This is a genomic window from Mycobacterium sp. NGS51, from assembly GCF_059812525.1.
Map to the genome: position 1 here is coordinate 323,343 of NZ_JCALCV010000001.1, position 24,670 is coordinate 348,012.

The following is a 24,670-nucleotide window of genomic DNA, read 5'->3' on the forward strand; positions in this document are numbered from 1 at the left end:
GAGCTTGCGACGCTACTCGTAGTGCACCGTCACTGACGGGGTGTCGGGTATGCCCTGGCAGGTCAGAACGTAGCCGTCGGCCACCTCGTCCGGCTCGAGCGCATCGTTGACCAGCATGGTCGCCCTGCCTTCGCTGAGTCGCGCCATGCAGGTGCCGCAGTTGCCGGCTTCGCAGCTGAATGGCGGTGCCAGGCCGGCCCGGCGGGCGCTTTCCAGCAGGGTTTCGCCGGCGACTCGCGGCACCGTCACTTTCTTGCGTTCGAGGTGAATCGTGATCGTGCCGTCCGCCGCCGCGCCGTCGACTGGTTCTGCAGCAGGCGGCTTTACCGTCGGTGCCGCGTCAAAGTCCTCGACGAATAGCTGTCCCGACCCGGGCAGGGCGGAGCGCACCACGGTCATGAAGCCCTCGGGACCGCAGACGTAGTTGTCGGCGTCGACGTCGTCGGCAACAAAATCCCGGACCGCGGTCGCGTCGAGCAGCCCTTGCTCGTTATCGAGATGCCGCACCACCGACAGCCGACCTGGGTAACGCTCGACAAGCTCGTCCATCACCGCGTCGAAAATCACCGACGCCCGGTCCCGGTCCGCGCACAGCACCCGCACCGGGCGGTCCGTGGTCGCCAGCGCGCTCTTAGCCAGCGACAGGATTGGAGTGACGCCGCTACCGCCGGCGAAAGCCAGCAATGGCACGGCGCTGTTGCCCAGACAGAAGATTCCGGCGGCTCGGGTCATGGTGAGCTCGTCGCCCTCGGAGACGTTGTCCACCAGCCAGTTGGACACCTTGCCGCCCGGCACCCGTTTGACCGTGGTCATCAATTCCGCGTCGGTCTCGGGGGCGCTGGACATCGAGTAGGACCGATACAGCTCCTGGCCGTCGACAGCCACCCGAAACGTGCAGAATTGCCCCGCGCGGTAACGAAAGGGCTGGTCATGCGGCGCCAGCACGAAGGTGCGGGCATCGGCGGTCTCCTTCACGATCCGGGTCACCGTCGCCCGATGAAACGCGTGCATCTCCGCCATAGCCACCCCCTTCCGTACTTGCGTTCTTCAGTATAGAGAATACTATTCTCTCAAAGCGATAGCTTCTTCTCAATCCGTCGAGGGGCAAGGGTGACCGGACCGACCGCGCTCGCGTTCGAGGAGCGGCAGTACACCTTGCCGCAACTGGATGCGCTGGCCGACGGCCTGGCGGCGACGCTGAGCAAGCAAGGGGTCACCGCCGGCGGCCGGGTCGCGCTGATGTCGTCCAACCGACCCGAATTCGTCGGCGCGGTGCATGCCATCTGGCGGCTGGCTGCGACGCCGGTGCTGATCAGCCCGGCCTGGAAGCGCGACGAGGTCGAGCACGCGTTAGCCCTGACGAACCCTGGGCACGCTGTGGGTGATCAGCCGGTGCTGTCGGAACTGATGCCGATGTTGCACCTCGACGAACCGATCACCCCGGGCTCGCCGGTGCGGGCGTCACCGCGCGTCGAGAGCGATGCATTACTGGTGTTCAGCTCGGGCACCACCGGTTTGCCCAAAGCTGTGCGACATACCCACGGGTCCCTGCGCGCCGCAGTCGGGCACTGGCGCGATGCGCTCGGGATGACCGCGCGTGATCGAGTCCAGGTCACCACACCGCCGTCGCACATTCTGGGTCTGCTCAACATCGTTACCGCGTTGCAGACCGGCGTCTGGCTGCGGTTGCATCGCCGGTTTGACATCGACGCGATGCTGGCCCACATCGAGGCCGACCGCATCACTATCGAGATGGCGGTCGCGCCCATCGCGCTGTCGCTGGCCACGCATCCGCGCTTGGAGACCTATGACCTCTCGTCGCTGCGGTTCATCATGTGGGGCGCCACGCCAGTCAGCGAGAGTGTCGCCGAAACCCTCACGCGGCGCACCGGCATCGGTTGGGTTCCTGCCTATGGCACCACCGAATTGCCGGTCATCGCCTGCAATCCGGTTGAGGGTGCGCGACTCGATTCGGTCGGCAAGCCGGTGCCAGGCGTCGACGTTCGGGTGGTTTCGATGCAGACCGGGGAACCACTCGGCCCGGGCGAGGTCGGGGAGATCCAGGCGCGCTCAGCGTCGCTGATGGCCGGCTACTTGCCGCACGCCGCTACCTCAGAGGCGTGCTGCGACGGCTGGTATCGCACCGGAGACGTCGGATGTCTCGACAGCGCGGGCTGGCTGCGGATCACCGACCGATCCAAGGAGATGATCAAGGTGCGTGGCTTCCAGGTCGCACCCGCCGAAATCGAAGCCGTGCTACACGGTCATCCCGCGGTCAAAGACTGTGCGGTCTTCGGCGTTCCCGACGGGCGCGGCGGGGAAGCGGTGATCGCAGCCGTGGCAACGCACATCCCCGTTGATGCAACGGAGCTCAGCGCGCGAGTCGATGAGCGGCTGGCATCCTACAAACGGCTGAGCAAAGTGGTGTTCGTGAACGATATCCCGCGGCTGCCGTCGGGCAAGGTGCTGCGTCGAACGCTGAAGGAGCGGTATGGATGTACGTCTGACAGCTGAACAACAACAACTGCGTGACGCCGCCGCCAAACTGGCCGATGACCTGGGTTCCGGATCGGTTCAGAGCCTGGCCGACCAAGACCGGATCGCGCGGCTGGACAAACAGATCGAGGCGACGGGTTGGCGTGCGCTGCGGTCGGACGGGGCCGCCGGGGTCGAAGTCGCCATCGTCGCAGAGGAATTCGGCCGCGGGCTGGTCGATGCGCCGTTTCTGGGGCCGGTGCTGGCCGACGAGCTTGCGCGGCATGTTGATGCAGACAGCCGTGGCTCGACAATTGCCTTCGGAGATTACGCAATCGACGCACGCGGGTACCGGCACGCGTTGAGTCTGCGTGATACGACGGTGTCGGCCGTCGACCTGGGTGGCGCCCGGGCGGGCGCGGACCTGACCAGAGCCAACGCCGAATTCTCCGGAACATTGGCCGTCGTCGGCGAGGTGCCCGACGACGTTGCGGCGCGCTGGTTCGCGCTGGCGCTGGCCGCCACGTCGGCGGATCTGGTCGGAACAGCGCGCGGCGCGCACACGCTGGCCTGTGACTACGCGAAAATCCGTGAGCAGTACGGCAAACCGATCGGCTCCTATCAGGCGGTCGCTCATCTGTTAGCCGAAAGCCTGGCGCTGATCGAAGGTTCGGTGAGCGTGCTGCGCCACGCTGCGTGGGCGGTCGACGAACTTCCGCCTGCCGAGGCGATTCGGGCCGCCCGGGTGGCGAAGATCTACTGCGCGCGCGCCGCGCGAACGGTATGTGAGACTTCGGTACAAGTGCACGGCGGCATCGGCAATACCTGGGAATGCCTGGCGCACGTCTACTTGCGGCGCGCACTGACATCTGCCGGGCTGTGGCCCGTGAAGCTCGAGGAGGTCGACATTGGACTTTCGTGATTCGCCGGACGAAGCCGTCTTCCGGGATCGGCTGCGAGCGTGGCTTGCGGTACATGCCAAGCAATTTGCGAGCTCCGGCGACGAGTATTGGAGCCGGCAGGGTGAATGGCATCGTGCGCTCTACGAAGGCGGCTTTTTCGGGTTGTCGTGGCCGCGGCAACACGGCGGTCAGGAGCTGCCGCCGGTGTACGACGTCATCGTCGACGAGGAGCTGGCCCGCGCCGGGGCTCCGCCACGGCCCAGCCTGGGCTACCTGGTGGTCGGACTTGGACATCACGGCAGCGAAGAACTACAGCGGCGCTTCCTGCCCGGCATGATCAACGGCACCGAGCGCTGGTGCCAGGGATTCAGCGAACCCGGCGCCGGCTCGGACCTCGCATCGCTGAGCACCACCGCGACCCGCGACGGCGACAACTACGTGATACACGGACACAAGATTTGGACCAGCTACTCCGACGTCGCCGACTGGTGCCTGCTGCTGGCCCGCACCGACCCCGGCGCCAAACGCCACCGCGGCTTGTCGGCGTTCGTGATCTCGATGAAACAGCCCGGCGTGCAACAACGTCCGCTACAGATGATGAACGGCGTCACCACCGAGTTCGGCCAAGTGTTCTTCGACGGTGCGACGGTGTCCGCCGACCAGATGGTCGGCGCCCCTGGCGACGGATGGGCAATCGCCATGACAGTGGTCGGACACGAACGTGAACCGTCCACGCTGGGCTATGCGGCCCGCTACGGCAAGCTGGTGCGCCAGCTGGCCGCGCGCAGCGGCGGTCCACCCAGCGACGAACTCGCTTGGGCGGCAGTGCAAACCGAGATGCTGACCCATCACGTTCGACGGCGGCTGTCTGAGCAGCTCGACGGAGTGTCGCACGGTTCGGACGGGTCGCTGGACAAGCTGCTGATGACCTGGGTGGAGCAGTCGGTCGGCCACGCCGCGCTGGCGGCCGGCGGGACCGAGGACGCCGACCTGCTCAGCGCCTATCTGTACAGCCGGGCACAAAGCGTGATGGGCGGCACCTCACAGATACAGAAGAACATCATCGCCTCACGAATCTTGGGATTGTAGGAGTGATCGCGAACGCGGGCGAAGCCCGGGTGAAGCGGGTCACGACCATCGAAGTAGGAGTGATCGCGAACGCGGGCGAAGCCCGGGTGAAGCGGGTCACGACCATCGAAGGAGTTTGACGTGTACGACATGCCAACCGAAATCGACGTCCGCGCCGAGGGCCCGCTGCGGATCATCACGCTGAATCGGCCCGATTCGCTCAACTCGGTCAACGACGACCTGCACCACGGGCTGGCTAAGTTGTGGCAGCGGATGAGCGAAGATGTGACGGCGCGGGCCGCGGTGATAACCGGCGCCGGAAGGGCGTTTTCGGCCGGCGGGGACTTCCACTACCTAGCTGAATTGGCCGGCGACGCCGACTTGCGCGCCAAAACCATCGCCGACGGACGTGACATCGTCTTGGGGATGGCGCGCTGCCGAATTCCGGTGGTAGCGGCCGTCAATGGACCGGCCGTCGGCCTCGGCTGCAGCTTGGTCGCACTGAGTGACATCGTCTACATCGCCGAAGACGCCTACCTGGCCGACCCACACGTACAGGTCGGGCTGGTGGCCGCCGACGGGGGACCGCTGACCTGGCCACTGCATATCAGCCTGCTGTTGGCCAAGGAGTACGCGCTGACCGGTGCGCGCATCTCCGCGGCGCGTGCCGTCGAACTCGGGCTGGCCAACCACATTGCCGACGATCCGGTCGCCGAGGCGATGGCAGCCGCCAAGAAGATCATGGAGCTGCCGCAGCAAGCGGTCGAGAGCACCAAACGGGTGCTCAACGTGCACCTCGAACGTGCGGTGCTGGCCACCCTGGACTTCGCGCTGTCCGCCGAAAAGGAGTCCTTCCAAACCGAGGATTTCCGCTCGATCGTCACCAAACTGACCGCCGGCAAAAACTGACCCCGCTTGTCGAATTGGAGAAAAGCTGTGCCTGAAGCTGTCATCGTGTCCGCGCTGCGGACACCCATCGGTACCGCCCGCAAGGGCACCCTGCGCGACACCACCGCATACGAGCTGGCACACCACGTGGTTGCCGAAGCCGCGGCGGACGTGGATACGGCCCAGCTCGACGACGTGATCCTGGGCGAAGGTCTCTACGGCGGAGGGGTATTGGCCCGCCACGCCGCGGTGACCGCGGGGTTGCCGTCCGTGCCCGGGCTGGCCCAGAACCGCCATTGCGCGGCCGGCCAGGCCGCGGTGCAAAGCGCGGCGGCCAGCGTGCGAGCCGGAATGGACCAGCTGATCATCGCCGGCGGGGTGAACTCCGCCTCGACGTCGCCGCGATCGCGCCTGCAGGTTGACGGGGAATGGGTCGACTGGTTCCCACCGACGCACCCGAACCGGCCGGACGCGCCGAACATGGACATGTCGATCACCGTCGGCTGGAATGCCGCGGTGACGGCGGGCGTGAGCCGCGAGGAGATGGACGCCTGGGCGCTGCGGTCGCACCGCAATGCGATCGCCGCGATCGACGAGGGACGGTTCAAAGACGAAATCGTCCCGATCGAGACACCGCACGGGCTGTTCGACGTCGACGAGCATCCCCGCCGGGACACGACGATGGAGAAGCTGGCCGCGCTCAAGCCGCTGCACCCCGAGATCGAGGGCTTCTCGATCACGGCCGGCAATGCCTGCGGTGCCAACGACGGCGCGGCTGTGCTGACCATCGCAAGCGACCGGCTGGGTCTACCTGCGCTCGCGACCGTCCGCGCCTGGGCATCGGTCGGTGTCGATCCCGCTGCCACCGGCCTGGCGCCGGTCGAGGCCATCCCCAAGGCTCTTGCCCGCGCACATCTTTCGTTATCCGACGTGGACCTGTTCGAAATCAACGAGGCATTCGCGTCGATGTGCGTGGCCACCATCAAACTGCTCGATCTGGACCCCGACCGGGTCAACGTCAGCGGCAGCGGCTGCTCGTTAGGGCATCCGGTCGCGGCCACCGGGGCCCGGATGCTCGTAACGCTGGTGCACGAATTGCGCCGGCGCGGCGGCGGTTTCGGAGTCGCCGCGATGTGCGCGGGCGGTGGGATGGGTTCCGCCACGGTCATCGAGGTGCCGGCGCCATAAAATCCTGGAGATGAACATTGCCGAGTTGATCGCCGCCGCGCGCAACGGGTCGCCCCGCGCGGCCGGGCGACTACTCAGCTTGGTCGAGGGTGAGCGCCGTTCCGAGGTGCTGGATAGCCTCGACCCTTCGGCGGTGCACGTCGTCGGGATTACCGGGCCGCCGGGGGCGGGCAAGTCGACGACGATCGCGGTTCTCGTCGGGGGCTATCGCGAGCGGGGGTTGCGGGTGGCAGTGCTGGCCGTCGACCCGTCCTCTCCATTCAGCGGTGGTGCATTGCTCGGTGACCGCATTCGAATGACCCGCCATATCAACGACTCCGAGGTGTTGATTCGTTCGCTGGCCACCCGCGGCCATCTGGGCGGACTGGCCGCCGCTGTTCCCGCGGCCATCCGGTTGCTCGGCGCACTGGCGTACGACGTGGTGCTGCTGGAAACCGTCGGCGTGGGGCAGTCCGAGATCGAAATCGCTGCGGTCGCCGACCCCACGATCGTCATCCTCAACCCGGGAGCCGGCGACGCGGTGCAGGCCGCCAAGGCCGGCCTGTTGGAAGTCGCCGACATCGTGGTCGTCAACAAGGCCGATCGGGAGGGCGCCGAGCAGACGATTCGCGATCTGCGCGCCGAGACCAAGGCGCCGATCCTCAGTTTCGTCGCCGCGAAGGGTGAAGGCCTGACGGAACTGATGGAGGCGATCGACGCCCATCACCGCAGCGACAGCCACGCTCGCCGGTTGGCCCGCGCCCGGGCGCAGATCCTGTCGCTGGCGCAAACCCGATTGCGCATGCATCCGGATCTCGACCGGCTCGCGGAGTCGGTTGCCGACGGCCGCAGCGATCCCTACTCCGCGGCGGAAGGACTGCTGTCCTGAACGTGGTGTGCTCTGACGTCGCGCCGCCTCGCGGCGAGGGGGCAGCTGTTCACCAGAGGTAGATCGCCACGATGGCGCCCCAGAGCGCCACGAGCCACGCATCGCTGCCTAGCCGCAACCACCGCGGGGCGGTGCGCACTTCCATGAAGTTCGCAATGATCAGATGCGCCTTGACCAATGCCAGGGCCAAGACCGCGATCGTGATCGGGACGCTGGCCGTCGGCGTCCCCTGGGCGTGCGCCGGCCCGAGCCACCAGGTGACGACGGTAATCGCCGACAGAACTAGCCACACGCCGGTGAGCCGCGCAGTCGTGGTCATCGCATCACGTACAGCAGCGCGAAGATGACAATCCACAGCAGGTCCACCATGTGCCAATAGGTGGCGCCCGCTTCGGCCATGCTCACCCGCCGCAGTGTGGGATTGCGCTGATCGACGACGACGACCCCCAGTATCACCAGCCCGAGCAGCACGTGGAACAGGTGCACGCCGGTGAGCAGGTAGTAGAACATGAAGAAGTCGTTGCGTGGAAAGGTCAGTCCCTGACTGATTTTCGAGTACCACTCGTAGGCCTTGATCACCATGAACAGGACACCGCAACCACCGCCGCAGTACAGCAGCCGCACCGCGCCGGTGTGATCCGCCGAACGGGCCGCCTGCACGCCACGCGCGACGAACCACGAGCTGGCGATGAGCACCAACGTGTTGACGACCCCGATGTTGAGACTCAGATGCTCTTGGGATTCCAGAAAAAGAGCACGCTGCTGCGCGCGGTAGACCATGAAGATGACGAAGTAGGCGCCGAAGATGATGAGGTCGCCCAGCACGAACACCCACATGCTGCCATCGCCGGGTACATGTGCCTGCGGCTTGCAGCCGACATCTGAGCGGGTGTCTGTCATCGGCCCAGCCCCCCTAATCCTGCACCCGCTGACCGAGCGGCTGGCGGTCGACCGCCACCTTCAACAGTACGATCACGCATACCTGCCAGAACCCGAAGATCGCGGTGCCCATCCAGAAACTGATCGAACCGTTCCAGGCCAGTGGTCCGGATCTGAAGATGAATACCGGGGCCGCAAGCAACTCGGTGACGATCTGCCAAATCGATATGTAACCCAGCCATTTGGGAAAGACCTGGTTCTTGTCCAACAGGATGGCGATCGCGAACACCAGATATCCGGTGGAAAAACACCCCAGCGATCCGACGAAGGACAAGAATGTCAGGTCATACATCAGCGCGACGATCTCCGGGTCGCGGTCGGGTCGAAACGCAGCCGTGAGGAACGATATTGCGGCCATCAGGCATCCCGGTATCGCGCCGACTGCCAGTGCGCCCAGATACGCATAAGCGAATACCGGGCTGACCGACATCCGCTTGATCTCGTACACGACAATGCCATTGGTCACGCCGGCGAAGCCGATGATGACCATCAACAGCGCAAAGCCGATCTGGATGGTCAACGCATGCTGATGCACGAACGCGACCATCTGGTCGGCGTTGACGTCGGGACGCGGCGGCGGCATCACTCGGGTTAGCACGACGAAGATCAGGCCGAACATGCTGTAAAAGGCCGGGACAACCCAATAGCAGATCAGCAGATCGGTTTTGGTCCTCGGCCGGTGGCGCTCGCCATCTCCGGCGGCAATCGCCCCCGCTGAAGCCGTTGCGCTGCGGGTCATTCCGCTGCGACTCCGTCGGCAGCTTGTTGCTTGATCGCCGTACGCAGCACGACGAACATCACCGCGACATTCAACGCGAAGGCACCGATGCGCAGCCAGAACGACACCACCCCGTCCCAGGCCAACGGTCCGCTTCGAACTACGGCTGCACACGCGGCCGGTGTCATCGCCGCTGCCGTCGCCAGGCTGAATGCGCCGACCCAGCGCGGGAAAATCGGCCGGGGCCGCGCGTCGAGGTAGACGGCCACCGCAAGGCAGAGATTCTGGACCACCAGCATGCCGACCGGTGCAATGAACGTGATCCAGGCCAAATCGTTGAGTAGTTGGATCAACTGCGGATTCCGCTCGGGCCGGTAGGCGGCCACCAGCCAGAAGATGTCGGCGAGCGCGAATAACGTTGCGCCGCTGACGGCCGCGGTCAAGTAGCAGTAGGCGAGCACTTGGTTGGGTGTCGCCATCCGTTTCATCTGCACGACGATCAGCGCGAACATCGGGATCAACATGATGCCGAACAAGTTGTAGGTGATCATGCTGAAGCGGATCATCGTGGTGTTGTGCGCGTAGAAGTCGGCCACCTGGTCGGCGGTCATTCGAGGCGACATCGGCGGAAAGAAGCCCGGGAACGCGAGAAACGCGATCAACAAAACCACGGCGACGACCGGCGTCATCCACAAACAGATCAACTGTCCGCGCACGCTCACCGTCGGTCGGACATCCTGCTCCTCGGCGAGAGTCGACATCACACCTTCCGGTATCCGAAGGGAGTTTGGGTCTGCTCGCCGAACCTAGCCGATCGGCTAGGCCACGGTCAATAGCCGATCGGCTACGCTGGCCGGGTGGTGTCCACCGAGGCCGACACGCGACTGCGATCCATCCGGCGCAGCGCCGCCCAGACCCGCATTCTGGATGCCGCGCTGGGCCTGATCGCCGAAAACGGGGTCGGCGGAACGTCGTTGCAGATGATCGCCGACGCCATCGGCGTGACGAAAGCCGCTGTCTACCACCAGTTCAAAACCAAGGACGAGATCGTCATCGCGCTCACCGAACGTGAGCTGGGCGGGCTGGAGGAAGCTCTGGAGGCCGCCGAAGCCGAGCAGTCCCAGCTGCGGGCGCGCGAGTTGCTGCTCGATGGCGTGATCGAACTTGCCGTCAAGCGCCGCGGCGTGGCGAGCACGCTGCAATTCGATCCCGTCATCGTCCGGCTGCTCGCCCAACATCAGCCGTTCCAGCAATTCATCCAGCGGCTCTACGGCGTCCTTGTCGGCGATGCCGGCGACGACGCACGAGTGACGGCGGCGATGCTGTCCGGCGCCATCGCCGTCGGCGTCATGCATCCACTCGTGGCGGACGTCGACGACGAGGCCCTGCGCTCGCAGCTGCTTCGGCTGACCCGCCGATTCATGGAGACGTCCGCCGAGTGAACGGCGTGTCGGGCCGCGGGTCTCCGAGCCTGGCGCGGATCGCTCCCCAGGGATCGGCGTAGCGACCGGGGGCACGCCGGTAGGCCGCGCGCCGGGTCAAAATCTGCCGCGCCACCGGCGTCAAGAGTCGCATCGGGTAGCGCGTCCAGCCGGCCTGTGCCCGCATCTCGGCGACCATGTCGGGCCACGAATGATGTTGGAAATTCAAGGCCTGCTGCGCCCGGGTGCTGTCCATCCAGTCGGTGACGAACCAGTCGGTGTCGCTGTCCGGATCGCCGGGCCTGCCGGCGGGTAGCACTCCGGCCATGCCGCGGGCGGCGGCCAGGGTCGGCCCGACCTCGCCTTGCCGTAACCGGTGGGAGTCGTCGCCGGCGATCAGCAGGATCTCACCCACGACGTCTGCGGTGGTTGCCGCCGCGAACGCGGCCGCGACGTCGCGGACATCGACGCCGTGCAGCCGTCCGTCGGTCGGCAGCAAGCTTTCAAAGTACAGCGCGTCGGAACTGAACGGCATCGCGGTGGGGTCGGCGCTGAACACACCGCCGAGCCGCAGCACCACCCAGTCGAGCTTCGACGAGCGCACGAGTTCTTCGGCCTCGAGCTTGTGTTGCCCATACACATCGGATGGCTTGGGTGGGGTGTCCGCCCGAACGGGAGCCGTCACCCGGTGTGGGTTACGCGCGCCATACACCGCATTGCTGGAGGCCTCCACGAAACGCGGCGGGATCCGTTGTGCTTCGGCGGCACGCACCAACGTCTCAGTGGCGTCGACGTTGACCTTGCGGGCCAGCTTGGCGTTGGAGTAGATCTGCGGCGGGATGACGGCGGCCAGATGCACGATTGCCGCGGGCGCGGTCTCAGCGACCAGTCGGTCCACCGCGGCAGGGTCGGTCAGGTCTGCCCACCGGGTCTCCACGCCCGCCGGCAGCGCTCGCGCCGCCTTGTGATTGGCGGGGGTGCCGAGGTCGGCGGCCACCACCTGTCTGCCACCGGCGGCCAGCCGCCGCACGGTCGCCGACCCGACGAGCCCGAACCCCCCGGTCACCAGGACGGTCGCAGGCATGCGCCTCCTCAGCTGAACGACGATGGATTATGACATTCTCGAATATGGAGAGTAGCATATCCGCAGGTAAACGCCGATCCAGGCCGGTGCAGGACAGGGGAGTTCGTGAGCGGTAACGGCAAACCGGACATCACCAAGTGGGACCCGGGCCTCACCCGACAGCTCACGAACACGATCGGTCCGGTCGTCAAGCGTTGGTTCCGGGCGAAAGTACACGGCTTGGAGTCGTTTCCCGCCGCCGGCGGTGCATTGGTGGTCTCCAATCACTCCGGCGGCATGCTCACCCCCGACGTACTGATCTTCGCGCCCGCCTTCTACCACAAATTCGGATACGACCGGCCGGTCTACACACTGGGCCACTACGGCTTGTTCATCGGGCCGCTAGCCCAATGGCTGATCCGGGCCGGCGTCATCCACGCAGACCGCGAAAACGCCGCCCAGGCACTGCGGTCCGGTGGTGTGGTGCTGGTCTTTCCCGGTGGCGACTACGACTCGTACCGGCCAACGCTGAGCGCCAACATCATCGACTTCCAGGGCCGCACCGGATACGTGCGGACCGCCATCGAGACCGGCGTCCCCATCGTGCCGATGGTCTCCATCGGCGCCCAGGAGAGTCAACTGTTTCTGCTGCGCGGTGACCGGATAGCCAAACTGCTGGGACTGTATCGGGCGCGAATGAAGATCCTGCCGGTCAGCTTCGGTGTCCCGTTCGGACTCAGTGTGATCTTCCCGCCCAACCTGCCGCTGCCCAGCAAGATCGTCACCGAGGTGCTGGAGCCCATCGACGTCGCGGTCCGGTTCGGGCCGGAGCCGGATATCGCCGAGGTCGACGCGCATGTGCGTTCGGTGATGCAGGCCGCTCTCGACCGGCTCGCGCAGCAACGCCGTTTCCCCGTGCTCGGGTGAAGCGGCTAGCCGTTGGCGGTTGCCGGTGCCATCGCGGTTTCGACCCTGGCTGGCTCGCCGGAAAAGCCTGCGGCCCGCCGGATTTCACCGAACGCATGAATCATCGCGTCGGTGGCTTCGTGGACGTCGTTGAGGGTCCGATCATCGGAGAGTACCGAGATGTCGACCTGGTCGGCGTAACTCCAGACCGTGATATTGACCGCGGCGCCCGCGGAAAGGATTCCCACCGAATAGATTTCGGTGACCGGAGCGCCTCCGATCGTGCCGCGTTCCCGCGGCCCGGGCACATTGGAGACCGCAACGTTCATTGCCCTGTTCTGTGCTGCCCGCTTGGACGACAATCGAAAAAGGGCCGGGGTCAACGGCGGCGGCAGATACGCCATCAGTCGGCCCTGCAGCTGTGGGCCGAGCAGATCGTGATCTTCCTTGGCGATAGTCGTGGACACCGAGACCAGACGAACCTGCTCGAGTGGATCGTCGACGTGCACCGGCAACGACACCGACAGTCCGCTGATTTCGTTACCGGAGATCCGGTCTGGTGATCTGTCCGTGCTGACCGGCACCGAGGCGATGATCGGGCGGTCAGACCTGCCGTCGTAGCGCAGCAACAGCTCTCGCAGCCCGCCCGCCGCGATTGCCAGGACGATGTCGTTGAACGTCACGCCGAGGTGTTTGGCAGTCTCCTTGACCTCGGCCAGCGACAGGACAGCGGTGGCGAACGTGCGCACTGGCGAGACGACATGGTTGAGAAAAGTCGGCGGCGCTTTGAAATTCTCGGCCAGATCGGGGTGTTCGCCGCGATGCCGTGAGCGCCGCCGGACACGGGAGATGCCACGGGCGGCGTCGGTAACCAGCCGCGGCAGCGCGGCAACCTGCCGCATGTGATCGCGTCCAGCGGCCCGCAACAGCTCGGTCCTGGTGGGCGGGGCGCAGCGTTCGTAGTCGGTATGTTCGTCGCCGGCCGCTTCCTTCAGATCCATCAGCAGCGCTAGCAGGTTCGCTGAGGCAACCCCGTCGGCGAGCACATGGTGCACCTTGCCGATCAGCGCGAAGCGCTCGTCGCTCAGGCCCTCGGCTAAGTAGAACTCCCACAGCGGTCGGCTACGGTCCAGCGGCGTGCTGGCGATCTCGCCCATCACCTGGTCAAGCTCTCGTCGACCGCCGGGCTGCGGAACCCGCACCCGACGCAAGTGGTAATCGAGATCAACCTCGCAGTTCTCCAGCCACATCGGGTGGTGTAGCCGCCAGGGAATATCGACGAGCTTGAAGCGCAGTGGGTCCAGCAGGTGCAGGCGGCGCTCAAAGGTCTGCCGAACCACCTCGAAGCTGAACTCACCGTCGAAGTCGGTGGCGTCGATGATTCCGACCTTCAGCGTGTGGGTGTGCAAGCTGGAGGTTTCGGTGTACAGCAACATGGCGTCCATGCCGTTGAGTCGCCTCATTGCCCACCTCGATCACTAGCGACTCGGTTGATGGAGCTATCGAACCATCCGCGCGGTGCTGATCGGTGGTTTCGGGGAAATGTTGTGTTCGGCGGCAGAACGCTTCAGGCGTCGACCGAACGACCGGTTGCGGCGGCGTGCGCGGCGCGGAATGCGAAAACCATTGCCGGTCCGATGGTTCCGCCGGCACCGCCGTAAGCCCGGCCGGTCACACCCGCCATCGCGTTGCCGGCGGCGAACAGCCCCGGTATCGGCTCGCCGTTGACGTGCAGGACGCGACCGTCGCCGTCGGTGCGCGGTCCGCCCTTGGTCCCCATCGCACCCACTGATACCGGCACCGCGTAGTACGGAGCGTTATCGACTGGCCCGAGCGTCTTCTCGGCCAGCGTCGTCGCTCGCTCGTCACCCCAATATCCGTCGTACGCGCTCGATCCGCGGCCGTAGTCGGGATCGTGTCCGGCGGCCACATTACGGTTCCACGCTGCGACCGTGCGGGCCAGCCCGTCGGAATCGATACCGGTCTTGGCGCCCAGTTCAGCCAAATCCGGTGACGCGCAGAACCAGTCCGGCACCGGGTCCCCGGGGGCGACGCCCAGAAACCCATAGCGTTTCAGGTGCAGCGAATCGAACACCATCCACGCCGGATCGTTGACGTACCCGTCGCGGGGGTCGAGGTAGTGAAAGGCTCCGGCCATCGAGTTGTAGTCGCACGCCTCGTTGACGAATCGCCGTCCGGCGCGGTTGACGATGATGCTGCGCGGTCGGGTCCGCTCCAGGCGGACACTGCGGCTGCGTTGTTCGCCGTCGATCGTGTCGCCGGGGATCTGCACGATGGGTACCCACCACGCTTCGCCCATGTTGGCCAAATCGGCCCCGTGCGCCATCGCCATCCGCAAGCCGTCACCGGTGTTGTTGGGCGGTGAGACCGCTCCGTGCATCGGCCCGCGCAGAAACGCGTGGACCAATGTCGTGTTCCACTCGAAGCCGCCGGTGCCCAGGATGACGCCGCGACGGGCTCGCACGGTCAGCCGTTGCCCGGCGCAGACGACCCGGACGCCGGTAATCCCGTTGTCGTCGGCCACCAGCTCCTCGGCACGCGCGTTGGTCTGCGGTGTCACGCCCAGGTCGAGTAATCCCTTGAGTAGCCCGGCAATCAGCGCGGTGCCGGCCACGCACAGCTCCGATGTGGTCTCATCGACCTCCGCGTGCAGCCGCGCCCGGGTCTCGGCGTCAAATCCGACGTTGGACCAGTCAGCGGGAAACGAAGTGATCCGGTCGCGCCACTGGCCGAGCCGGCTCAGATCGAAGGGTGCAGCGCTCAGCGACCGGCCTCCGGTGGGCCGCCCGCCAGGAAGCTCGGGTTTGTAATCGGGGAAGCCGGTGGCGATTTCGAAGCGCAGACCGCTGTGCGCCTCGACGAAGTCGAGCATGGCCGGGCCGGTCCGGACGAATGTGTCGACCAGCGCCTCGTCCATCGAACCGAGCGACTGCGCCTGCAGATAGCGCAACGCGTCGGCGATCGTCAATTCTTCGTCGGGACAACGACGATGCGCCGGAATCCATACCACGCCGCCGGACACCGCGGTGGTGCCACCCACGGTCGCGGCCTTTTCGTAGACCGCCACCGACGCACCGTTGGCGGCTGCCGTCAGGGCGGCCGTGAGGCCGGCGCCGCCGCTGCCGAGCACGACGACGTCGACTTCATGGTCCCAAGAAGGCATGGGTGTACGTCCTTTCAGCTGAGGATTTCCGACAATTGCTTGGCCGCCTTGATGACGGCGTCCTGTCCGCCCATGACGACGTCTTCCCGGTGTGAGATCAAGTTGATACACGTCGGTGGTGAGGGTGCTTCCCGGTGCACCGGCACGGCCAAACCATAAGTGTTGGGCTCGATTTCGCCGTGGGTGATTACCCAGCCACGTGTCCGCGCCTCGGCGACCAGATCGCGTTCTGCCGGCCGCGCCGGCATGCTCGCCAATAGCGCGATCCCGGCCGCACCCCGGTCCAACGGGTACCGACTGCCCTCGTGAAACGCCAGCTGATAGGGAACCTGGGTGGGCACGATCACCGCGATCGCCACCTGCTGATCGCCCTCGGCCACCAGCAATGACACGGTGGTGCCGAGGTCGTCGGCCAACGCCCGCAGAATCGGCACGCTGAGCTGGCGCAGATTGCGATCGAACGAGGCCCCCAGCACGGCAAGGTTCGCGGCCGGGCGGTAGCGGCCATCGTCGCCCTTGGCGATCAACCTGAACTCAGCCAGCGTGCCGAGCAGGCGATAGGCAATCGTCCGGTGCACCCCGAGGCCGTCGGCGACCTGTTGCACGTTCAGGCCCGAAGGCGCCCCCGCGACCAGTTGCAGGGCGTTGAGCCCTCTGGCCAGCGTCTGTGACCCGTTCACGACCGCGGCGCTTCCCTTGACAGACCACCGGCGGCGAGTGATGCTCTATATATAGTGCACATCACCGTGCGATTTTAGCACACAAGGTTGCGCTCGACGAGAGCTGAATTTCCGGAGAAGGGAACCAGGTGGGCGAGTACGAGAGCGTCTGGACTGACCTCCAGGGTGTCCCGTTCGAGCAGGGCTACCTGGACGTCGAGGGCGTTCGCACCCGCTACCTGCGCACCGGCGATCCGGGCAAACCGGTGCTCGTGCTGTTGCACGGATCAGGCGGCCACGCCGAGGCATACGTCCGCAATCTGGAAGCACATGCCGAGCATTTCTGGACGTGGTCCATCGACATGCTGGGGCACGGCTACACCGACAAGCCCGGTCATCCGCTCGAGATCAGCCACTACGTCGAACATTTGCTGGCGTTTTTGCGCACCATCGGGGCCGAGCGGGCCAGCCTGTCGGGCGAGTCGCTCGGCGGTTGGGTGGTCGCGCGCGCCGCTGCCGATCACCCCGACAAAGTCGACCGGCTCGTGCTGAACACCGCCGGCGGTTCGCAGGCCGATCCCGAAGTGATGCAACGCATTATCACGCTGTCGATGGCGGCGGCAGAAAACCCGACCTGGGAGACCGTGCAGGCCCGGATCAAGTGGTTGATGGCCGACAAGTCGAAGGGCTACGACGACTTGGTCGCCAGTCGGCAGCGGGTATACCGGCAGCCGGGTTTCGTCGCCGCGATGCGCGACATCATGGCGCTGCAAGACCCCGAGATCCGGGCGCGCAACTTGTTGGGGCCGGCGGAGTACGGGCGGATCACCGCGCCCACCTTGGTGTTGTGGACCAGCGATGACCCCACCGCCGATGTCAGCGAGGGCCGCCGCATCGCGTCGATGATTCCCGGTGCGCGCTTCGAGGTGATGGGCGGTTGCGGGCATTGGCCGCAGTATGAGGACGCCAAGACGTTCAATCGGTTGCATCTCGACTTCTTGCTGGGCCGTTGACGTGACAACGGATCTCGACGTCGTCGTGGTCGGGGCGGGCCCAGTCGGCCTGACGTTAGCCAATATCCTTGGCCTGCACGGTGTTCGCACCATGGTGGTCGACGAGCGAGAAACGTTGATCGACTATCCGCGCGGGGTGGGCCTCGATGACGAGGCCCTGCGGACCTTCCAGACCATCGGCCTCGTCGAGGCGATCCTGCCCCACACCGTGCCGAACCAAATTCTGCGATTCGTCGACGCCAAGCGCCGAGTGCTGGCCGAGATGGCCCCCGCCGATGCCCGGTTCGGCTGGCCCAAGCGCAACGGCTTCGTGCAGCCACTGGTTGATGCCGAATTACTGCGCGGTCTGGACAGATTCGAGCACGTCGAGGTGTGCTGGAATCGCCCGATGACTTCATACGCGGAAGCACCGGACGCCGTGACAGTCGAGTTCGGTGGCGACGGCGATCCGTCGAGCGTGCAGGCGCGCTATGTCGTCGGCTGCGACGGCGGGCGCAGCACCGCCCGCCGGCTGATGGGCGTGTCCTTCGACGGCACGACCTCGCCGACCCGATGGCTGGTCGTCGACTTGGCGAATGATCCACTCGGTCATCCCAACAGTGAAGTCGGCGCCGACCCCGAGAGGCCCTATGCGTCGATCTCTATCGCGCACGGAATCCGCCGGTTCGAATTCATGATTCACGCCGACGAATCCGATGAGCAGGCGCAGGACCCCAATTTCCTGGTGCGCATGCTTGCCCCGTTCGTGCCGTATCCCGACCGGGTCGAGGTGATCCGGCGGCGGGTGTACACCCATCACTCCCGGATCGCGGGTGCGTTCCGTCGTGGTCGGCTGCTTCTTGCCGGCGACGCCGCACACTTGATGCCGGTGTGGCAAGGGCAGGGCTACAACAGCGGTATCCGGGACGCGGCGAACCTGGGTTGGAAGCTTGCCGCGGTGGTGACCGGCCAAGCCGACGACGCGTTGCTCGACACCTACGACGTCGAACGGCGTAAGCATGCCCGGGCCATGATCGACCTGTCCACCATGGTGGGCCGGGTCATCTCCCCGACTAACCGAAGGGTCGCCGCCATTCGCGACCTCATGGTGCGGTCAGCCTCAATTGTGCCCTCGCTCAAGCGGTATGTGCTGGAGATGCGGTTCAAGCCGATGCCGCGCTACGAGCACGGGGCGGTGGTGCATTCCGAACCTCGCCGCGAAGACTCGCCGGTCGGCACTTTGTTCGTCCAACCGCGGGTAGATACCCGTCAACGGTGCAACGTCATGCTCGACGACGTGCTGGGCGCCAACTTCGCGGTGCTGGCCTGGAACAACAATCCGCGGGAGATCCTGGGGGAGCAGGCGTTTGCGAGCTGGAAGGCGCTCGGCGCGAAATTTATAGCGGCGCGTCCACTGCCTCAGCTGCAGTGGACCGGTCACGACGATCCCGACGTGGTGGTTGTCGGCGATCGCGACGGCGATCTGAAAATCTGGTTCGATGCCCACCAGGAATCTGTATTGTTCCTGCGTCCCGACCGTTGCATCGCTGCCGCCGGAATCGCACAGCTCGCACCGGAACTGAGCGCGGCACTCTTCGACGTCCTCACCTTGACTCCGGGAGGGGGTGATTCTCGAAGTGCCCATAGCCCTGTGCTGTATGTCCCACAGCCCGCTACTGAATCTGCCGGGGCCGCCCAAGGACCTCATTGATGACATCGACAGTGCGGTGGCGCAGGCCCAGAATTTCGTGCGCGAGTTCGACCCCGAACTCGTCATCATCTTCGCGCCCGACCACTACAACGGATTCTTCTACAAGCTGATGCCGCCGTTCTGCATCGCCACCGGCGCAGCGGGTGTCGGCGACTACGGCACCCACGCCGGACCACTCAACGTTCCCGACGCGATCGCGCTCGCCTGCGCCAAAGCGGTACTCGATGCGGGCGTCGACCTCGCGATTTCGGCGAGTATGGCCGTCGACCACGGGACCGTCCAACCCCTGGAGAAACTGTTCGGCGACGCGACCGCGCCCCAGGTAGTGCCGATCTTCATCAACTCGGTCGCCACACCGCTCGGCCCGCTTCAGCGTTCCCGAGCGCTGGGAACCGCGGTCGGCCACCATTTGGCCACGCTGGATAAGCGGGTGCTGGTGGTGGGATCCGGTGGGCTTTCCCATGATCCGCCGATAGCGACCTTGGCGAGCGCAACTCCGAAAATGGCGGAACGAATCGTGCACGGCAAACCGATGACCTCCGAGCAGCGTCAGGCCCGTCAGACCGCGGTAATTGAGGCGGCGCAGGAGCTGGCCGAAGGACGCAGCGATCGTCAACCGATCAACCCGGCCTGGGATCACCGATTCCTCGAGATCGTCGACTCCGGACAGCTTGCCGATCTCGATGAGTGGTCCAACTCGTTCATCGCCCATGAAGGCGGCAACTCCGCGCACGAGATCCGCACCTGGGTAGCGGCTTTCGCTGCACTGGCGGCGGCCGGTCCCTACCAGACCGAGGTCCGCTATTACAAAGCAGCCGCCGAACTTATCGCCGGGTTCGCCATCCGCACGGCGGTATCGACATGACGAACACTGTCGAGCACACGGTCGACGTGCTGGTCGTCGGCTCCGGCGGCGGCGGAATGACCGCCGCCCTGACGGCTCATGCTTCGGGGCTGGACACTCTGGTCGTCGAGAAGTCGCACCACTTCGGTGGTTCCACGGCGCTCTCGGGTGGCGGAATCTGGGTGCCGGGCGCGCCGGCGCAACGCCGGGAAGGTTACGCACCGCCTCGCGACGCTGTTGTCGAGTATCTGCAGCGCATCACCGGAGGGTTGGTCAGCGATGCGCGGATCCGGCAGTACGTCGACTCCGCGCCGGAGATGATGGCGTTTCTCGAGCAACTTAGCCCATGGTTTGAGTTTGTGTGGAAGCCCGGCTATGCCGACTACTACCCGGAATTGCCCGGCGGCTCCGAACTCGGCAGCACGATCAACGTGCCTCCCATCGACCTGCGCGAGTTGGCCGAAGAGGAGCAAAACCTGCTGCAACCTTTGGCGCTGGCGCCTAAGGGAATTTGGCTGGGCCCCAAGGAGCTTCGATCGTTTTATCAGGTGCGCCAATCCTGGGCGGGCAAGGCCGTCCTAGTGAAGCTGGTATGGCGGATGATCCGGGCGCGGATTCTCGGCGACCGCATCGCGGCCATCGGTCAATCGCTGGCGGCACGGCTGCGGCTGGCGCTGAAAGACCACGGCATCCCGCTGTGGCTGGACTCGCCGATGACACAATTGCTCATCGGCAATGACGGATCGGTCATCGGCGCCGTCGTCGTCAAAGACGGGGTATCGCAGCAGATCCACGCCCGCCGGGGAGTCATTCTGGCCACCGGTGGATTCGACCACGATCTGGCCTGGCGTAAAGAGCACCAACCCGTCGTCGACCGTGATTGGAGCTTCGGTAACCCCGCGGCCACTGGTGACGGTATCCGTGCCGGTCAACAGGTGGGCGGCGCCACCGAGCTGCTCGACGAAGCCTGGTGGTTCCCTGCCATCCAATGGCCCGACGGCCGACTGCAGTTCATGCTCAACGAGCGCATGATGCCGGCGCAGTTCATCGTCAACGGTGCGGGGAAGCGTTTCATCAACGAAGCGGCGCCGTACATGGATTTCGGTCACGCCATGCTCGACGGGCAGAAATCCGGGGTCACCCACATCCCGTGCTGGCTGATCACCGACCACCGGTCCTGGAACCGTTACGTTGTCGCCGGGCATCTGCCGCTACCCAAGATTCCGGGCGCCCCGGTACCTACCGGACGCAAGGTGCCGAAGGCCTGGCTGACGTCGGGTGTGGTCAAAGCCGCGGACAGCTGGGATGAGCTCGCCGCCCAGATCGGGGTCCCGCCCGATCAACTACGCCACACCGCAACGCGTTTCAACCAGCTGGCCCGGGACGGTCATGACGACGACTTCAACAGAGGTGACAGCGTTTACGACAACTATTACGGAGATCCCACCCTGACCAACCCCAACCTGTATCCACTGGGCAAACCGCCCTATTACGCCTTCCAGGTCATTCTCGGTGACCTCGGCACGTCGGGCGGACTGCGCACCGACCAGTGCGCCCGGGTGCTTCGCGACGACGACACCGTGGTGGGTGGTCTCTATGCGGTCGGCAACACCGCAGCACCCGTCATGGGACGCAGCTATGCCGGTGCCGGCGCGACCATCGGCCCGGCCATGACATTCGGCTACGTTGCCGCCAAACACCTTGTCAGCCAAAGCTCATCACTTATCGGAGGTAACCAGTGAAGATCTCGCTGTTCTACGAATTCGCCCTGCCCCGCCCGTGGCAGCCCGACGACGAGCGGATCCTGCTGCAGGACTGCCTCGACGAGGTGGAGGCGGCCGACAAGGCCGGCTTCTCCACGGTCTGGCTGACCGAGCACCACTTCCTGGAGGAGTACTGCCATTCCACCGCGCCCGAGATGTTCTTGGCCGCGGCTAGCCAGCGCACCAAGGACATTCGCCTGGGCTTCGGCATCATGCACCTGCCGCCGGTCGTCAACCATCCGGCCCGGGTCGCCGAACGCATCGCCACCCTCGATCTGATCTCCAGCGGTCGGGTCGAGTTCGGCACCGGCGAGTCGTCGTCGGTCGGCGAACTCGGCGGCTTCGGCATCGATCCCGCCGACAAGCGCGCGCAGTGGGAAGAGGCACTCGAGGTGGCGATCCGCTGCATGATCGAGGAGCCGTTCACAGGATTCAAAGGCCGGCACATCGAGATGCCGGCCCGCAATGTCATCCCCAAACCGGCCCAAAAGCCACACCCGCCGGTGTGGGTAGCCTGCACAAGGCCGGCATCCGTCCAAATGGCGGCCCAAAAATGCATCGGCGCACTCAGTTTCGCCTACACCGGGCCGGGGCCGCTGACCGAGCGGGTGAACGGCTACTACAAGGAACTCGAGGAAAGCGGCGTTCCGGTCACTCCGCAGATCAACCCGAACATCCTGGCCATCGGGGGCGACCTGTCGATGATGGTGGCCAAGACCGACGAGCAGGCCCTTGACCGACTCGGAATGGGCGGCGGCTTCTTCTCGTTCGGGATCATGCACTACTACATGACCGGTGTGCACACCCCCGGACGCACCGGCGTCTGGAAGCGGTATCTCGAAGAATGCGAGAAAGACCCGACGCTGGCCTACGGACCCGGCCGCGGCGCGATCGGCTCACCGGCCACCGTGCGAGAGTTCCTGCGGGGCTACGAGGACAGCGGCGTCGACGAGATCATCCTGCTGCTCAATCCGCGCAGCCACGAGGGCACGATGGAATCCATCGAGATCATGGGCAAAGAAGTACTGCCGGAATTCATCGAGCGTGATGCCAAAGCGGTGGCCGAGAAGGCCAAGCGGTTAGCGCCGGTCGTCGAAAAGATCGAGGGGCGCCGCACGGCCTCGACCGCACCGGAGTTCGACGAAAGCTACTCCTTCGGCGGGCTGCCCACCGGCCGGGGAGGGAAGTTCACCGCCAGCGAGATCCCCGAAGCCATGGCCGAGATCAACGAGGGCCGCGTCCAAGCGGCGCAGCGTGCCAAAGAACAAGGTTCGTGATCGAGCAACTGTGGCGCTACGACGGCCGCCGGGCGGTCGTGACCGGATGTGCTTCGGGCATCGGTGCGCAGGTGGTGGCCCAACTCACCGAACTCGGGGCCGAGGTCGTCGGTCTGGACCGTGCGAGACCGGCCGTTGCAATCGACGAGTTTCACCAGGTTGACCTGACTGACGCCGGGTCGATCGATCGTGCGGTGGCAGCCGTTGGCGGGCAGGTGGATGCGCTGTTCAATGTCGCCGGTGTGTCCTCCGGGATCGGCGATCCGCTGCTCGTCGTGACGGTCAACTTTCTGGGCCTGCGGCATCTCACCGAGGCGGTGATTCCCAAGATGCCCGCCGGGTCGTCGGTGGTGAGTGTGTCCTCGCTGGCGGCCGCCGGCTACCGGGATCGTCACCAGACAACGGCCGGGCTGCTGCACACCGCGACGATGGCCGAGGGCATCGAGTGGTGCCGCCGCCACCCCGACGCGCTGACCGGTGGGGGCTACCGGTTGTCGAAAGAAGCGATCATTCTCTACACCATGAAATGTGCCACTGCCCTCGGCGCCCGGGGCATCCGGATCAACTGCACCGGCCCCGGGGTGACCGAAACACCGATTCTCGACCAACTGCGGACCGCCTACGGTCAGGATTATCTCGACGATATCCCCAAGCCGCTGGGCCGAGTCGCCGAGCCCGACGAACAAGCCGCGGTTCTGGTGTTCTTGAATAGCCGCGCCGCCAGCTACGTTTCGGGACAGATCATCTGGGTCGACGGCGGAACCGTGGGTGCCGCGATCGCCGGCGAACTCGAGGGAGGAGCCGCATCGTGGCCGGCCTGACCGAATTTCGGCGCGCCGCACGCGAGGTCAGCAACTGGGGCCGGTGGGGAGATACCGACGAGTTGGGCACCCTGAACTTCATCACCGCGGAGAAGATCGCCGAAGCAGCGAGTTTGGTCAAGCACGGTAAGGTCTTTCCGCTCGGGGTGGACTTCGGGTCAGCGGGCCCGCAGGGCGCGTTTCAGTTCCGGCACAATCCGATTCACGTCATGACTGTCGACGGCGGCGATACCAGCACGTTAGCCCAGCATGGACCGCAGTGGGACCGCAACCCGGGCGCGCAGGAGCTCAGTAAATACTTTCAGGACAATCCGTTCCGCTTCAACGACGACATGATCATCATGCCGCTGCAGGCCGCTACCCAATGGGATGCGTTGTCGCACGTCTACTACGACGACCAGCTCTACAACGGCTTTCCGGCGGGTTCGGTCACCAGTTTCGGCGCATTTCACTGCGGCATCGACAAGGTCGACGGCAAAGGCATCACATCCCGCGGTGTGCTGCTGGATTTGGTGCGCCACCGCGGCGCGGACACGTTCCTCGAACTCGGCAACCCCATCACGCCCGGCGAACTCGACGACGTGGCCCGCTCACAGCAGGTGACGATCGAGCGCGGGGACATTGTGTTGATCCGGACTGGCTGGTGGGCACGGTTTCTCGAGACCGGCGATGGCAGTGAACTTGGTGCGGGTTTGGACTGGCGCTGTGCTTCCTGGTTACACGACCACGACATCGCTGCCGTGGCCGCCGACAACCTGATGGTCGAAGACCCGGTATCGGGGGTCAAGGGAACGTTTTTGCCGATGCACATGCTGTGCCTGCGCGACATGGGTTTGATGCTCGGCGAGTACTGGGACCTGACCGCACTGGCAGCAGACTGCGCAGCCGACGGGGTCTACGAGTTTCAACTGGTGGCCCCGCCGCTGAGAGTCGTTGGTGCAGTGGGGTCTCCGGTAAATCCCATCGCAATCAAGTAAGGGCGA

Annotated in this window: 24 protein-coding genes; 15 read left to right on the top strand and 9 right to left on the bottom strand. The window is 65.4% G+C overall.

Annotated features, from left to right (window positions below):
* Nucleotides 1-12: 12 nt before the first annotated feature.
* Nucleotides 13-1,020, bottom strand: coding sequence for a 2Fe-2S iron-sulfur cluster-binding protein (locus tag AC5Y5W_RS01695; protein ID WP_500008753.1), 1,008 nt, complete (start codon nucleotides 1,018-1,020; stop codon nucleotides 13-15).
* A gap of 90 nt (nucleotides 1,021-1,110) precedes the next feature.
* On the opposite strand from AC5Y5W_RS01695, the gene AC5Y5W_RS01700 reads away from it, so the two are divergent.
* From AC5Y5W_RS01700 to meaB, 6 genes are all read left to right on the top strand, one after another.
* The gene (locus AC5Y5W_RS01700; protein ID WP_500008754.1) at nucleotides 1,111-2,514 is read left to right on the top strand and encodes a class I adenylate-forming enzyme family protein; all 1,404 of its coding nucleotides are present in this window, start codon (nucleotides 1,111-1,113) and stop codon (nucleotides 2,512-2,514) included.
* The gene (locus AC5Y5W_RS01705; protein WP_500008755.1) at nucleotides 2,492-3,397 is read left to right on the top strand and encodes an acyl-CoA dehydrogenase family protein; all 906 of its coding nucleotides are present in this window, start codon (nucleotides 2,492-2,494) and stop codon (nucleotides 3,395-3,397) included. Before AC5Y5W_RS01700 ends, AC5Y5W_RS01705 begins: the two co-directional genes overlap by 23 nt.
* On the top strand, nucleotides 3,384-4,466 hold the full coding sequence (locus tag AC5Y5W_RS01710) for an acyl-CoA dehydrogenase family protein (protein WP_500008756.1): 1,083 nt from the start codon (nucleotides 3,384-3,386) through the stop codon (nucleotides 4,464-4,466). The genes AC5Y5W_RS01705 and AC5Y5W_RS01710 overlap by 14 nt, the downstream gene beginning before the upstream one ends.
* Nucleotides 4,467-4,586: 120 nt before the next feature.
* The gene (locus AC5Y5W_RS01715; protein ID WP_500008757.1) at nucleotides 4,587-5,354 is read left to right on the top strand and encodes an enoyl-CoA hydratase/isomerase family protein; all 768 of its coding nucleotides are present in this window, start codon (nucleotides 4,587-4,589) and stop codon (nucleotides 5,352-5,354) included.
* 27 nt (nucleotides 5,355-5,381) lie between these two features.
* Entirely contained in the window at nucleotides 5,382-6,521 is a 1,140-nt protein-coding gene (locus AC5Y5W_RS01720; RefSeq protein ID WP_500008758.1) for a thiolase family protein, read from the top strand.
* 10 nt (nucleotides 6,522-6,531) lie between these two features.
* Nucleotides 6,532-7,389: a methylmalonyl Co-A mutase-associated GTPase MeaB gene (gene meaB / locus AC5Y5W_RS01725; protein WP_500008759.1), complete on the top strand. Its 858-nt coding sequence runs from the start codon at nucleotides 6,532-6,534 to the stop codon at nucleotides 7,387-7,389.
* A gap of 49 nt (nucleotides 7,390-7,438) precedes the next feature.
* Here the strand turns inward: meaB and AC5Y5W_RS01730 are convergent, their stop codons facing one another.
* From AC5Y5W_RS01730 to AC5Y5W_RS01745, 4 genes are read right to left on the bottom strand one after another with little or no spacing between them, the layout of a single operon-like run.
* Nucleotides 7,439-7,708, bottom strand: a complete 270-nt coding sequence (locus tag AC5Y5W_RS01730; protein ID WP_500008760.1) for a cytochrome C oxidase subunit IV family protein — start codon at nucleotides 7,706-7,708, stop codon at nucleotides 7,439-7,441.
* Nucleotides 7,705-8,289 carry a cytochrome c oxidase subunit 3 gene (locus AC5Y5W_RS01735; protein ID WP_500008761.1) on the bottom strand — a complete coding sequence of 195 codons (585 nt, stop codon included), beginning with the start codon at nucleotides 8,287-8,289 and terminating at the stop codon, nucleotides 7,705-7,707. Before AC5Y5W_RS01735 ends, AC5Y5W_RS01730 begins: the two co-directional genes overlap by 4 nt.
* 13 nt (nucleotides 8,290-8,302) lie before the next feature.
* Nucleotides 8,303-9,067: a hypothetical protein gene (locus AC5Y5W_RS01740; protein WP_500008762.1), complete on the bottom strand. Its 765-nt coding sequence runs from the start codon at nucleotides 9,065-9,067 to the stop codon at nucleotides 8,303-8,305.
* Nucleotides 9,064-9,807: a hypothetical protein gene (locus AC5Y5W_RS01745; protein ID WP_500008763.1), complete on the bottom strand. Its 744-nt coding sequence runs from the start codon at nucleotides 9,805-9,807 to the stop codon at nucleotides 9,064-9,066. The genes AC5Y5W_RS01740 and AC5Y5W_RS01745 overlap by 4 nt, the downstream gene beginning before the upstream one ends.
* A gap of 162 nt (nucleotides 9,808-9,969) precedes the next feature.
* Between AC5Y5W_RS01745 and AC5Y5W_RS01750 the strand changes: the two genes are divergently transcribed.
* Nucleotides 9,970-10,488: a TetR/AcrR family transcriptional regulator gene (locus AC5Y5W_RS01750; RefSeq protein WP_500008854.1), complete on the top strand. Its 519-nt coding sequence runs from the start codon at nucleotides 9,970-9,972 to the stop codon at nucleotides 10,486-10,488.
* On the opposite strand, the gene AC5Y5W_RS01755 is transcribed toward AC5Y5W_RS01750, so the two are convergent.
* Complete coding sequence (locus tag AC5Y5W_RS01755; RefSeq protein ID WP_500008764.1) at nucleotides 10,466-11,551, bottom strand: NAD-dependent epimerase/dehydratase family protein; 1,086 nt, start codon at nucleotides 11,549-11,551, stop codon at nucleotides 10,466-10,468. The genes AC5Y5W_RS01750 and AC5Y5W_RS01755 overlap by 23 nt on opposite strands.
* Nucleotides 11,552-11,656: 105 nt before the next feature.
* Between AC5Y5W_RS01755 and AC5Y5W_RS01760 the strand changes: the two genes are divergently transcribed.
* Nucleotides 11,657-12,457, top strand: coding sequence for a lysophospholipid acyltransferase family protein (locus AC5Y5W_RS01760; RefSeq protein WP_500008765.1), 801 nt, complete (start codon nucleotides 11,657-11,659; stop codon nucleotides 12,455-12,457).
* Nucleotides 12,458-12,462: 5 nt separating this feature from the next.
* Here AC5Y5W_RS01760 and AC5Y5W_RS01765 read toward each other — a convergent pair whose 3' ends face one another.
* From AC5Y5W_RS01765 to AC5Y5W_RS01775, 3 genes are all read right to left on the bottom strand, one after another.
* The gene (locus AC5Y5W_RS01765; protein WP_500008766.1) at nucleotides 12,463-13,899 is read right to left on the bottom strand and encodes a WS/DGAT/MGAT family O-acyltransferase; all 1,437 of its coding nucleotides are present in this window, start codon (nucleotides 13,897-13,899) and stop codon (nucleotides 12,463-12,465) included.
* Between the two features lie 104 nt (nucleotides 13,900-14,003).
* The gene (locus AC5Y5W_RS01770; RefSeq protein ID WP_500008767.1) at nucleotides 14,004-15,620 is read right to left on the bottom strand and encodes an FAD-dependent oxidoreductase; all 1,617 of its coding nucleotides are present in this window, start codon (nucleotides 15,618-15,620) and stop codon (nucleotides 14,004-14,006) included.
* A 14-nt stretch (nucleotides 15,621-15,634) separates the two neighbouring features.
* Nucleotides 15,635-16,300: an IclR family transcriptional regulator gene (locus tag AC5Y5W_RS01775; RefSeq protein WP_500008768.1), complete on the bottom strand. Its 666-nt coding sequence runs from the start codon at nucleotides 16,298-16,300 to the stop codon at nucleotides 15,635-15,637.
* Nucleotides 16,301-16,428: 128 nt separating this feature from the next.
* On the opposite strand from AC5Y5W_RS01775, the gene AC5Y5W_RS01780 reads away from it, so the two are divergent.
* The 7 genes from AC5Y5W_RS01780 to AC5Y5W_RS01810 are packed head-to-tail and all read left to right on the top strand — an operon-like array spanning nucleotide 16,429 to nucleotide 24,664.
* The gene (locus AC5Y5W_RS01780; protein ID WP_500008770.1) at nucleotides 16,429-17,292 is read left to right on the top strand and encodes an alpha/beta fold hydrolase; all 864 of its coding nucleotides are present in this window, start codon (nucleotides 16,429-16,431) and stop codon (nucleotides 17,290-17,292) included.
* A gap of 1 nt (nucleotide 17,293) precedes the next feature.
* Complete coding sequence (locus AC5Y5W_RS01785; RefSeq protein WP_500008771.1) at nucleotides 17,294-18,982, top strand: bifunctional 3-(3-hydroxy-phenyl)propionate/3-hydroxycinnamic acid hydroxylase; 1,689 nt, start codon at nucleotides 17,294-17,296, stop codon at nucleotides 18,980-18,982.
* Nucleotides 18,930-19,847 carry a 3-carboxyethylcatechol 2,3-dioxygenase gene (locus AC5Y5W_RS01790; protein ID WP_500008772.1) on the top strand — a complete coding sequence of 306 codons (918 nt, stop codon included), beginning with the start codon at nucleotides 18,930-18,932 and terminating at the stop codon, nucleotides 19,845-19,847. Before AC5Y5W_RS01785 ends, AC5Y5W_RS01790 begins: the two co-directional genes overlap by 53 nt.
* Nucleotides 19,844-21,568, top strand: coding sequence for an FAD-binding protein (locus AC5Y5W_RS01795; RefSeq protein ID WP_500008773.1), 1,725 nt, complete (start codon nucleotides 19,844-19,846; stop codon nucleotides 21,566-21,568). The genes AC5Y5W_RS01790 and AC5Y5W_RS01795 overlap by 4 nt, the downstream gene beginning before the upstream one ends.
* Nucleotides 21,565-22,866, top strand: coding sequence for an LLM class flavin-dependent oxidoreductase (locus tag AC5Y5W_RS01800; RefSeq protein WP_500008774.1), 1,302 nt, complete (start codon nucleotides 21,565-21,567; stop codon nucleotides 22,864-22,866). Before AC5Y5W_RS01795 ends, AC5Y5W_RS01800 begins: the two co-directional genes overlap by 4 nt.
* On the top strand, nucleotides 22,863-23,687 hold the full coding sequence (locus tag AC5Y5W_RS01805) for a coniferyl-alcohol dehydrogenase (protein ID WP_500008775.1): 825 nt from the start codon (nucleotides 22,863-22,865) through the stop codon (nucleotides 23,685-23,687). The genes AC5Y5W_RS01800 and AC5Y5W_RS01805 overlap by 4 nt, the downstream gene beginning before the upstream one ends.
* Entirely contained in the window at nucleotides 23,675-24,664 is a 990-nt protein-coding gene (locus AC5Y5W_RS01810; protein WP_500008776.1) for a cyclase family protein, read from the top strand. Before AC5Y5W_RS01805 ends, AC5Y5W_RS01810 begins: the two co-directional genes overlap by 13 nt.
* The last annotated feature ends 6 nt before the right edge of the window (nucleotides 24,665-24,670 follow it).

Excerpts from the sequence above, each read along its gene's own strand:
- AC5Y5W_RS01770 (WP_500008767.1), bottom strand. The coding sequence starts at position 15,620 with ATGCCTTCTTGGGACCATGAAGTCGACGTCGTCGTGCTCGGCAGCGGC.
- AC5Y5W_RS01740 (WP_500008762.1), bottom strand. The coding sequence starts at position 9,067 with ATGACCCGCAGCGCAACGGCTTCAGCGGGGGCGATTGCCGCCGGAGAT.
- AC5Y5W_RS01765 (WP_500008766.1), bottom strand. The coding sequence starts at position 13,899 with ATGAGGCGACTCAACGGCATGGACGCCATGTTGCTGTACACCGAAACC.
- AC5Y5W_RS01790 (WP_500008772.1), top strand. The coding sequence starts at position 18,930 with ATGTCCCACAGCCCGCTACTGAATCTGCCGGGGCCGCCCAAGGACCTC.
- AC5Y5W_RS01745 (WP_500008763.1), bottom strand. The coding sequence starts at position 9,807 with ATGTCGACTCTCGCCGAGGAGCAGGATGTCCGACCGACGGTGAGCGTG.
- AC5Y5W_RS01795 (WP_500008773.1), top strand. The coding sequence starts at position 19,844 with ATGACGAACACTGTCGAGCACACGGTCGACGTGCTGGTCGTCGGCTCC.
- AC5Y5W_RS01730 (WP_500008760.1), bottom strand. The coding sequence starts at position 7,708 with ATGACCACGACTGCGCGGCTCACCGGCGTGTGGCTAGTTCTGTCGGCG.
- AC5Y5W_RS01705 (WP_500008755.1), top strand. The coding sequence starts at position 2,492 with ATGGATGTACGTCTGACAGCTGAACAACAACAACTGCGTGACGCCGCC.
- AC5Y5W_RS01735 (WP_500008761.1), bottom strand. The coding sequence starts at position 8,289 with ATGACAGACACCCGCTCAGATGTCGGCTGCAAGCCGCAGGCACATGTA.
- meaB (WP_500008759.1), top strand. The coding sequence starts at position 6,532 with ATGAACATTGCCGAGTTGATCGCCGCCGCGCGCAACGGGTCGCCCCGC.
- AC5Y5W_RS01695 (WP_500008753.1), bottom strand. The coding sequence starts at position 1,020 with ATGGCGGAGATGCACGCGTTTCATCGGGCGACGGTGACCCGGATCGTG.
- AC5Y5W_RS01755 (WP_500008764.1), bottom strand. The coding sequence starts at position 11,551 with ATGCCTGCGACCGTCCTGGTGACCGGGGGGTTCGGGCTCGTCGGGTCG.